This window comes from Rhodococcus sp. NPDC004095 (assembly GCF_053604015.1).
This window is the reverse complement of the sequence record NZ_JBSGGS010000026.1, coordinates 35,427-45,483: the sequence shown is the minus strand read 5'-3', so window position 1 is coordinate 45,483 and position 10,057 is coordinate 35,427. Positions and strand designations below refer to the sequence as shown.

Annotated in this window: 8 protein-coding genes; all 8 read right to left on the bottom strand. The window is 70.9% G+C overall.

From position 1 onward, the window contains the following. Positions 1-200: 200 nt before the first annotated feature. The 8 genes from ACWEPG_RS28215 to cobO all read right to left on the bottom strand — a co-directional run bounded on the left by ACWEPG_RS28215 (position 201) and on the right by cobO (position 10,019). Positions 201-731 carry a nuclear transport factor 2 family protein gene (locus tag ACWEPG_RS28215; RefSeq protein ID WP_450116913.1) on the bottom strand — a complete coding sequence of 177 codons (531 nt, stop codon included), beginning with the start codon at positions 729-731 and terminating at the stop codon, positions 201-203. 77 nt (positions 732-808) lie between these two features. Then, positions 809-3,361, bottom strand: coding sequence for a polynucleotide kinase-phosphatase (locus ACWEPG_RS28210; RefSeq protein WP_452595835.1), 2,553 nt, complete (start codon positions 3,359-3,361; stop codon positions 809-811). Continuing rightward, positions 3,362-4,756, bottom strand: coding sequence for a 3' terminal RNA ribose 2'-O-methyltransferase Hen1 (locus tag ACWEPG_RS28205; RefSeq protein ID WP_452595834.1), 1,395 nt, complete (start codon positions 4,754-4,756; stop codon positions 3,362-3,364). It lies immediately after the preceding gene. A 98-nt stretch (positions 4,757-4,854) separates the two neighbouring features. Continuing rightward, complete coding sequence (locus ACWEPG_RS28200) at positions 4,855-6,354, bottom strand: MFS transporter (protein ID WP_450116916.1); 1,500 nt, start codon at positions 6,352-6,354, stop codon at positions 4,855-4,857. An 11-nt stretch (positions 6,355-6,365) separates the two neighbouring features. Then, the gene (gene cobA / locus ACWEPG_RS28195) at positions 6,366-7,580 is read right to left on the bottom strand and encodes a uroporphyrinogen-III C-methyltransferase (RefSeq protein WP_450116917.1); all 1,215 of its coding nucleotides are present in this window, start codon (positions 7,578-7,580) and stop codon (positions 6,366-6,368) included. 81 nt (positions 7,581-7,661) lie between these two features. Beyond that, positions 7,662-8,024, bottom strand: coding sequence for a cobalamin biosynthesis protein (locus ACWEPG_RS28190; RefSeq protein WP_450116918.1), 363 nt, complete (start codon positions 8,022-8,024; stop codon positions 7,662-7,664). After that, positions 8,017-9,411, bottom strand: coding sequence for a cobyrinate a,c-diamide synthase (locus ACWEPG_RS28185; protein WP_452595833.1), 1,395 nt, complete (start codon positions 9,409-9,411; stop codon positions 8,017-8,019). The genes ACWEPG_RS28190 and ACWEPG_RS28185 overlap by 8 nt, the downstream gene beginning before the upstream one ends. After that, positions 9,405-10,019 carry a cob(I)yrinic acid a,c-diamide adenosyltransferase gene (gene cobO, locus ACWEPG_RS28180; RefSeq protein WP_450116920.1) on the bottom strand — a complete coding sequence of 205 codons (615 nt, stop codon included), beginning with the start codon at positions 10,017-10,019 and terminating at the stop codon, positions 9,405-9,407. The genes ACWEPG_RS28185 and cobO overlap by 7 nt, the downstream gene beginning before the upstream one ends. Between the last annotated feature and the right edge of the window lie 38 nt (positions 10,020-10,057).

The following is a 10,057-nucleotide window of genomic DNA, read 5'->3' as shown; positions in this document are numbered from 1 at the left end:
ATTCCGGGCCTGTTCGCGGCCGGTCGCTGCACGTCCGGCGTCTGCGCCGGTGGCTACGCGAGCGGCGCCTCCCTCGGTGACGGCAGCTTCTTCGGACGCCGCGCCGGACAGAGCGCGACCGACGCCTGACGCCTGCGCGAGATCCACGTGCCGCCCACGACCGTTGTCGGTCGCGGGCGGCACGCAGGGTGATGGGGTTGTCAGCCGGACACAGACGTCGGGACCGAGTCGGGATAGACCTGTTCGAACCATCCGCGCTGAGCGGCATCGAACGTGCCCAGTTCCATCGCGCGTCTGCCCCACGCCTTGATCAGATCGAGGAAGCTCGTGACGTCGTAGATGTCCTCCTGCCGGGAGAACTTGCCGTTCCCCGCATAGGTCAGGATGCTCACGTGCGGTGCAGCCCAGCGAGATCCGTCACCCGGGTCGCTCATCACGTTGTCGCACTTGGCGACGATGACACCGCTCGCCTCGTCGATGACGTGGAAGTGTTCGGGGAAGGCGACCGTGTGCGAGCCGGGGAACTGGACCAGGCTGGGCTCGGCCCAACCCCAGATGCCCTCCTTGCCCTCGAGGACCCCCGCCATCTGCTCGTGATACACGACGTCGTCGGTGAACAGCTCGAGAAAGTCCCGCCAGCTCCCCTCACCCGAACCGGCCCGATTCACCGTCGTGAGCCACGTCTGGAATGCCGACTCGAGTTCGTTTCTGCTCCATGCATTTTCGCTCATGAAGCATGTTACGCACCGGGCCGCGCACGAAAATTCACTCCCTCCCGCTCATCGGGAGGCCGCCCGGTCGGGCGGCCTCACAGCCGGGGATCGACCGGCTCGGACTCCAACGCGAGGACAGCGAACACCGCCTGGTGGATCCGCCACAGCGGATCTTTCTTCACCAGCCGGTCGACGGCTTCGAGGCCGAGTGCGTACTCGCGCAGGGCCATCGACTGCTTGTGACCGAGACTCCGGTTCCGGAGTCGTTCGAGGTTCTCCGGCTCGGTGTAGTGCGGCCCGTAGATCAGCCGCAGGTACTCCCGGCCCCGCACCTTCACGCCCGGCTGCACCCGCGATCCGGGCACCAGGTTGGCGAACGGCTTGACCACCATTCCCTCACCGCCCGCCGCGGTCAGCTCCTCCCACCAGGCGACACCGGCCGCCTCGGACTCCGGAGAGATGGTGTCGACGATGATCCGGCGGGTCGTCCGGAACAGGTTCGGCGCCGCCTCGGCCAGGCGGTCCGCGACTGCGAGGTGCCAGCCGTGGTCGCGGTCGGCGTATCCGGTTCCTTCGGTGGCCAGCAGCTGGAACGGGGCGATCTGCACGCCGTCGAGCCCGTCGGTCGGCCAGACGTAGCGCCGGTACGCGTCGACGTACTGCGCCACGTCGTCCGCGCGCCCGTTGACACTCGACTGCAGCGCGGCCACGTCGAGGCCGCGGGACGCTGCCGTCGCCAGCACCTGCGCCCGCGCCACCAGGTCCGTGCGGGCCGCCGCACCCACCGCCGCGTACTGCGACCGCAGCAGGCCTTCCGACTTCGCCGACCACGGCAGCAGCTCCGCGTCGAGTAGCAGCCAGTCGGTGCCGAGTTCGTCCCACAGTCCGGCCGCGGTGACGGCGGCGGCGATCATCTCGACCAGTCGCTGGGTCCGCTCCGGGGCGAACATGCGCCTGCCCGTTCGAGTGTGCACCATCCCGGACAGTCCGTCCCCCACCCCGAACCGCTCGGCGGCGACCCCGGCGTCACGGCACACGAGCGCGACGGCGCGCGAACCCATGTGCTTCTCCTCGCAGATCACCCTGTCCACCTTCGCCTTTCGATAAGCGGCGAAGGCCTCGGCCGGATGTTCGAGCAGGCCCGGCAGCGACGAGGTCGCACACGGCGCCATCGTCGGAGGCAGGTACATCAGCCACTGCGGCGCCGCCGCCCAGCGGCTCATCACCTCGAGCGCACCCGCCGCGTTCTCCGGGCGCACCGAGACGCGTCCGCGCAGCGACGTCTCCACTCCCCCGACTCCCAGGATGTCCGCGATGTCGAGAGCCTGCGGATCACTGTCGGCGACATGCAACGGCCGGATCGGCGGATACCATTCGCGCTGCGCGGGAACCGAAACCACCTCGCGTTCCGGGTAGCGCAACGCGGTGAGGGCACCACCGAAGACGCACCCGGTGTCCAGGCACGCGGTGTTGTTGACCCACCGCACGTCGGGCACCGGCGTGTGCCCGTAGAGCACCATCGCGTCCCCGCGATACTCCTCCGCCCACGGGTAGCGCACGGGCAGCCCGAATTCGTCCGTCTCGCCTGTGGTCTCGCCGTAGAGGGCGAAGCTGCGCACCCGGCCCGACGCCCGGTTGTGGTATTCCTCCTTGAGCCCGGCGTGGGCCACCACGAGCCGTCCCTCGTCCAGCACGAGGTGCGCGACCAGCCCGTCGCAGAACTCCGCGACCCGGCGGCGGAACTCCTCGGTCTCGTTCCCGAGCTGCTCGAGGGTCCGGTCGAGTCCGTGGGTGGCGGAGACCTTACGTCCACGCAGCGCCTTGACCAGTTTGTTCTCGTGGTTGCCGGGAAGGGCCAGTGCATGACCGGCGGCGACCATGCCCATCACCAGGCGCAGCACGCCCGGCGCGTCGGGACCGCGGTCGACGTAGTCGCCGAGGAACAGTGCCGTCCGCCCCTCCGGTGGGCGCGCATCCACCGGCCGACCCGACTCGTCCCGGACGATCTCGTAACCCAGTGTCGTGAGCAGGGTTTCGAGCTCACCGAGGCAGCCGTGAATGTCGCCGACGACGTCGAACGGGCCCCGCAGGTCGCGTCGGTCGCTCCGCAGCGGTCGGCGCAGGATCCGTGCCTGCTCCACCGCGTCGACGCCGTCGAGGACGTGGACGACCTGGAAGCCCTCGCGAGAGAGCCCGCGCATCGAGCGGGTGAGCTGCTGGTGCTGACGCCGCAGCACGGCCCGGTCGAACGCCCGCTCCCCACGCGCGGCGTTGCGTTCGGCGCACACCGGCTCGGGGACGTCCAGCACGATCGCCACCGCCAGCATGTCCTGCGAGCGGGCCAGATCGATCAGCGCGCGGCGGGCTGCCGGCTGCACGCTCGTCGCGTCGACGACGGTCAGCCTGCCCGCGCGCAGCCGCTTGGCCGCGATGAACTCGAGCACTTCGAACGCGTCGGCCGTTGCCGCCTGCGAGTTGGGGTCGTCGCTGACGAGGCCGCGGCAGTGATCGCTCGAGATCACCTCATAGGGCCCGAAGTGCCGGGCGGCGAAGGTCGACTTGCCGGATCCGCTGATGCCGACGAGGACGACCAGCGACGGCTCCGGTATCTCGAGGTCGCTCCGCTCCGGTATCTCCAGATCGCTCATTTACGCCTCCTCCCTTCGCGTGAAGACCGCCATCTGGGTCGGCGCGCCGTGCGCGGTGTCGGGGTCGCCGATCCCGGTGAAGCGGACCTCGTAGCCGTGCGTGTCCGTGATCTCGGCGGCCCAGGTCTCGAATTGCGTTCGGGTGAACTCGAACCGGTGATCCGGATGGCGGAACGCGCCGGGTTCGAGATTCGGGTAGAGCGCGTTGTACTCGGCGTTGGGGGTGGTCACCAGCACGAACCGCGGCCGCATGTCGCCGAAGACCGACCGGACGAGCGCGGGCAGGCGGTCCTCGTCGACGTGCTCGACGACCTCCATCAGCACGGCCGCGTCGAAACCGCGCAGCCGCGCGTCCCGGTAGGTGGCCGACGACTGCAGCACCGAGATCCGCGCACGCTGCCGATCGGGCAGATCGCCGAGTCCGAGACGCCGTTCGGCCCTGCGCAGCGCCGCGTCTCCGACGTCGACTCCGACGATCTCGGTGAACGCCGGCCGGGCGAGCAGCTCCCGCAGCAGCTTTCCCTCACCGCAGCCGACGTCGACCACTCGGGACGCACCCAGGTCCTCGAGCGTCGTCAGCACCGCCTCCTGGCGCAGCTGCGCCAGACTCGCGCTCGGCACCCGCGGTTCACTGACCGGGGTCTCGCCCCCGTCGGCGAGGCGGTCGGTCACCGATGCCACCAGCTCACGCCGGTGCGCCAGATAGCGGGCGGCGATCAGCTCGTGCTCGGGGTGGTCGGCGAGCCATTCGCCCGCCACCCGCACCAGCTTGTCGGCCTCGGCCTCGCCGACCCAGTAGTGCTTGACGTCGTCGAGCACCGGCAGCAGGACGTACAGATGCCGCAGCGCCTCGGACACCGGGAGCGTGCCCTCCAACATCAGGCTCACGTAGTCCGAGTCGCCCCACCGCGGGATCGTCTCGTCCAGCGGCACCGGCGTCGCCGTGACCGCCCAGCCGAGCGGCCCGAACAGCCGGGCGGGCAGGTCGGCGCCACCGCGCGCCGGCGTCACCGGAACCGTGATCGTCAGCGCTACCGGCGAGAGCGGAAGCTCCGGGCGGGAGTTCAGCGTCCCGGCGACGGCCGACTTGAACACCCTCGAGATCGCGACCGCAAGCATCGAGGACGCCGCATAGGGCCGGTCGTTGATGTACTGCCCCAGCGCGAATCCGTCGGTACCGCCGCGGAACGAGCCCCGCGGAGGCACGACCGGATCGATGTCGAGGAGCAGCGCAACGGTGCACCGCGACGCGGACACCTCCGGGTACAGCACGGTCGCGGTGCCCACCGACAACTCGAAGGTCTGGACCCGATCGGGATGCTTGTGCAGGAGGTGGCCGAGATCCGAGGCGTCCGGGAACTCGGCGGTCGCCGTTGCGGTCAGTGTGAAGTGCACCGATCGGACATTACGGGCGGGGTGCCGCTTCCGCGACGCAATTACCGCGTCGCGCGCCTCGTGTCCGATCGGGAACCGGACGGCGGGGAGACCGGCCGTCAGGCCTGCTGGGCCGCCTTCTCCGCGGCCTGCGCCTGCGCGACCTGCTGCGGGGTGAAGCGGATGAACAGGGCCGCGATGCCTGCGATGGCCGCGCACACGGCGCTGCCGACCAGCGCGAAGGTGTAGCCGTTGCCGAGGGCGACGATCTGATCCGCGGTCATCTCCGACACCGAGCCCTTCACGCCGCCGAGCGAGAGGGTCCGTGAGGTGGCCATCGCGCCGACCACCGCGAGCGCGAGCGGCCCGCCGAGGGTCTGCGCGACCTGGGCGATAGCGGCGAGCGGTCCGATCTCGTGCGAACCGACACCGGCGATCGCGCACAGCGGCAGCGGCACCACGGCGAGGCCGACACCGAACCCGATGCCGATGACGGGCACGAACAGGTTGGCCCAGTACGTCGCGGACCCGTCGAGCGTCGACCCGTACAGCAGACCGACGACCATGATCACGGCACCGGCGACGACGAGCCAGCGCGGCTGGATCCGCACGATCAGCTTCGATGCAATCGCGGCGGCGGCGCCGAGGCCGAAGGCGAACGGGATGAACGCCATGCCCGCGCGCAGCGGGCTGTAGCCGAGGATGTCCTGCACGAACAGGGCCACGTAGGCGGCGACGCAGAACATCACCGCGCCGGCGAAGAAGATCGCGACGAACGTGGCGACCCGGTTGCGGTCCCGGAAGAGCGAGAAGGGCAGCAGCGGGTTGTCCGCCCGGCGTTCGACGAACAGGAACGCCACCAGCAACACGATGCCCGCGATCGCGGTCCCGATCACCGCGGCACTGGTCCAGCCCAACTCGGGGCCCTCGCTCATCGCGAACACGATCCCGGTGCAGCCCAGGGTGGCGAGCACCGCGCCGGGGACGTCGAGTGGGAGACGTTCGCTCGCCGTCTCCCGCAGCGCGGTGAACGCGCACGCCACGATCAGCAGGCCGATCGGCACGTTGATCAGGAAGATCAGTCGCCACGACACCTCGGTCAGCGCGCCGCCGATGATCAGTCCGGCGATCGACCCGATGCCGGTCATCGCCGCGAAGATCGCGATCGCCTGGTTGCGAGCCGGGCCTGCGGCGAATGTGGTCGCGACGAGCGCGAGCGCGGTCGGTGACGCCACCGCCGCGCCAGCGCCCTGCAGGAACCGCGCCAGCACCAGCGTGATCTCGTTGAACGCGAGCCCGCACGCCAGCGAGGCGACGGTGAACACCGCCACACCGGCGATGAACATCTTCTTGCGCCCGAACGCGTCCCCGAGCCGGCCACCGAGCAGCATCAGACCTCCGAACGCCAGCGCGTACGAGGTGAGCACCCAGTTGCGGCCGCTGTCGGACAGGCCGAGATCCTGCTGCAGCGGCGCCAACGCCAGGTTCGCGACCGTGCCGTCAAGCACGACCATCATCTGCAGGCCGCTGAGCACGACGATCGCGAGCCCGATCACGCTGGTCGCGGCCGCCTTCCCGGGCGACACGACGGCGGCTTCGGAGGCACGAGAGTCAGACACGGGATTCCACGTTACCGATCGTTTACCGAGAAGCCGGCGACCGGACCGACGACGATGATTGCCGGAGGCCGGATCCCCTCCTCCCGAACCCGCGCCGCGACGGTCGCCAGATCCGCCCGCAGCTCGCGCTGGGACCGGGTGGTGCCCTCCTGGATCACGGTCACCGGAGTCTCGGCGGGACGACCACCCTCGACGAGCACGGCGGCGAACTTCTCGATCCGCTCGACGCCCATCAGGATCACGATGGTGCCCCGCAGCTTCGCGAGCGCCGACCAGTCGGTCAGCGAGTCCGGATGGTCGGGTGCGACGTGCCCGCTGACGACGACGAACTCGTGGGTGACGCCGCGGTGGGTGACCGGGATGCCTGCCGCGGACGGGACCGAGATAGCGCTGGTGATACCGGGGACGACGGTGACCGGGACCCCGGCCGCCGCGCACGCCTCGAGTTCCTCGTAGCCGCGACCGAACACGTACGGGTCGCCGCCCTTGAGCCGGACCACGAACTTGCCTGCCTTCGCGTTCTCGATCAGCGCGGTGTTGATCGCCTCCTGCGCCATCGCGCGGCCGTACGGGATCTTCGCGGCGTCGATCACCTCGACCTGCGGTCCCAGCTCGGCGAGCAGTTCCGGTGGGGCCAGGCGGTCGGCCACGACGACGTCGGCGCGCGCCAGCAGCCGCCGGCCGCGGACGGTGATCAGATCCGGGTCGCCGGGGCCGCCGCCGACCAGCGCGACGCCGGGCGCGTGCGGCTCGTCGTCGATCAGGGTGCCTGCCTGCAGCGCCTCGACGATCGCGGTGCGGACCGCGGCCGAACGCCGGTGCGCGCCGCCGGCGAGCACACCGACCTCGAGACCGTCGAACGAGGCGCTGGCCGGGGTGACGGCGGTGCCCTCGCGGGCGTTGTCGGCTCGGACGCAGAAGATGCGGCGACGCTCTGCCTCGGCGACGATCGCGGCGTTGGTGTCCGGTTCGTCGGTGCAGGCGATCGCGTACCAGGCGCCGTCGAGGTCGCCGTCGAGGTAGTCGCGCAGGTCGGCGGTGATCTGCCCGCCGGTGATCATGCCCTCGACGGCGGGGGTGACGGCGCGGGCGATGACGTGCACCTTCGCGCCGGAGGCGACGAGCAGGCCGAGGCGGCGCTGGGCCACGGTGCCGCCACCGACCACGACCACCTTGCGGCCGGTCAGATTCAGACCGACGAGGTAGTTCGTCTCGTCTGCTGCCACTGCACTTCTCCTTTGTGCGCTTCGCGCCTGTGGGTTCTTGTGGCCCCTGTGCGGACCAGCAGGACTCACAGGAGCGGGTTATCAAACAGTACGGGCGAGCGCGACGGTGACGCCATCGCGGGCACGCTTGCGTATGAGCAGGTCGCCGCCGCCGGAGCCGAGCACCGCGGCCGCCTCCGCGACGCTGGGGGTGCCGACCTCCGCGGCGACCCGATCGGACGGGGTGGGCACCGAGACCGCGGACAGTTCGTCGGCGGTGAAGCCGAGGACCGGGACACCGAGTTCCGCGGCGGCGGTCGCCACGGAGGACTCGGCCGCCTTGCGGTCGAGCGTCGCCAGCGCGTGCAGCTCGGCGGGATCGTCGACGATGTCGCTGATCGCGTCCAGCACCGTCTCCGGCCCGATCCCGTCACGCAGGCCGACTCCGACCACCAGGTCACCCATTCGCCAACTCGAACTCTCGTGCGGCAGAGACGAATCGACGGATCGCGTCCGGATGCGCCGCCGGGTGGGTGTGCAGATACGACGCGTGCACTCCCCCGCCGACGAAGCCCTCTCGGCTCGCGGCCCCGCCCGCGCGCCACCCCCATGCCGGCGCCCAGCCCTCGGCGGACTGCGCGGCGAGCGCGGTGCGGTGGAACTCGTGCCCGACGACCCGTTCCCCGGCCTCGAACAGCACCGACGACTCCAACGACACCGCATCCCGGTAGCCGAGCGTGAGCCTCGACCCGAAACCGGCCTCGACGTCGATCACCCGCGACATCGGGTGTCCGTCGAGCGCACGGGTCAGGTACAGCAGGCCCGCGCACTCGGCGTGGATCGGCATTCCGCGGCGGGCCGCCTCCCGCACCGCGGTCAGCAGCGCGGTGTTCGCCGCGAGCGCGGCCCCGTGTTCCTCCGGGAATCCGCCGGGCAGCACCAGCGCCGACGTCCCGGCAGGCAACGCGTCGCGGGCCGGATCGAACAGCTGCACCCGGGCACCGGCCGCCTCCAGCAGTTCGCGGTGTTCGGCGTACCCGAACGTGAATGCGGCGCCACCGGCGACCGCGACCACCGGTCCGCCCGCGACGGGCGACCCGACCTCCGCTTCCGGGTCCCAGGCCGGAGCGGTCACCGTCGCCGACGCCAACGCCCGCACGCCCTCCAGGTCGACGTGCCGGGCGATCAGCGCGGTCATCGCGTCCACCGCGGCGGTCGCGGCGCCGCCGTGCTCGACGGCGGTGACCAGCCCCAGGTGACGGGACGGCACCGCCAGCTCGGCGAGCCGCGGCACCACGCCGAGGACCGGGACACCGACCCTCTCGCACGCCTGCCGCAGCACCTGCTCGTGCCGGGGGCTGCCGACCCGGTTCAGGATCACCCCGCCGATCCGCACCGCGCGGTCGAACGTGGCGAACCCGTGCAGCACCGCGGCCAGGGACTGGCTGTGCCCGCGGGCGTCGACCACGAGGACCACCGGCGCTCCGAGCAGGCCGGCGACCTGCGCGGTGGACCCCTCAGCGGCACCTTCCGGGGCCGGGTCGGCGATCTTGCCGTCGAACAGGCCCATCACGCCCTCGACGACGGCGATGTCGCAGCCCGCGCTGCCGTGGCGGTAGAGCGGCCCGATCCGATCGGCACCGACGAGTACCGGGTCCAGGTTGCGTCCGACCCGGCCTGCGGCGAGACCGTGGTAGCCGGGGTCGATGTAGTCCGGGCCCACCTTGAACGGCGCCACCCGATCCCCCACCGCCCTCAGAGCGCCGATCAAACCCGTTGCGATGGTGGTCTTTCCGCTGCCCGACGCCGGCGCGGCGATGACGACGGCAGGCGCAACCGGCTCCGTCACCACTCGATGCCCCGCTGCCCCTTGCGGCCGGCGTCCATCGGGTGCTTGACCTTCGTCATCTCGGTGACCAGGTCGGCGGCGTCGATCAGTGCCTGCGGCGCGTCCCGGCCCGTGATGACGACGTGCTGGGCGCCGGGCCGGTTGACCAGTACGTCGACCACCTCGTCCACGTCGATCCAGCCCCACTTGAGCGGGTAGGTGAACTCGTCGAGGACGTAGAACTTGTGTTCCTCGGCCGCGATTCGGCGCGCCACCTCTCGCCAACCGTCCAGCGCCACGCGGGCATGATCCTCGTCGTCACCCTTCTTGCGGGTCCACGACCAGCCGTCACCCATCTTGTTCCACTGCACCGGCCCACCGACCCCGGTGCTCTCGTGCAGGTCACCGAGGGCACGGAACGCGGCCTCCTCTCCGACCTTCCACTTCGCGGACTTGACGAACTGGAACACGGCGACGTCGAAACCCTGATTCCAGGCGCGCAGCGCCATCCCGAACGCGGCGGTGGACTTGCCCTTACCGGGGCCGGTGTGCACGGCCAGGACCGGGGCGTTGCGGCGCTGCCGAGTGGTCAGGCCGTCGTCGGGAATGTTCTCGGGGACACCCTTTGGCATACGGAATCTCCTCTACTGGAAGCGAAGTCGGGTCATGC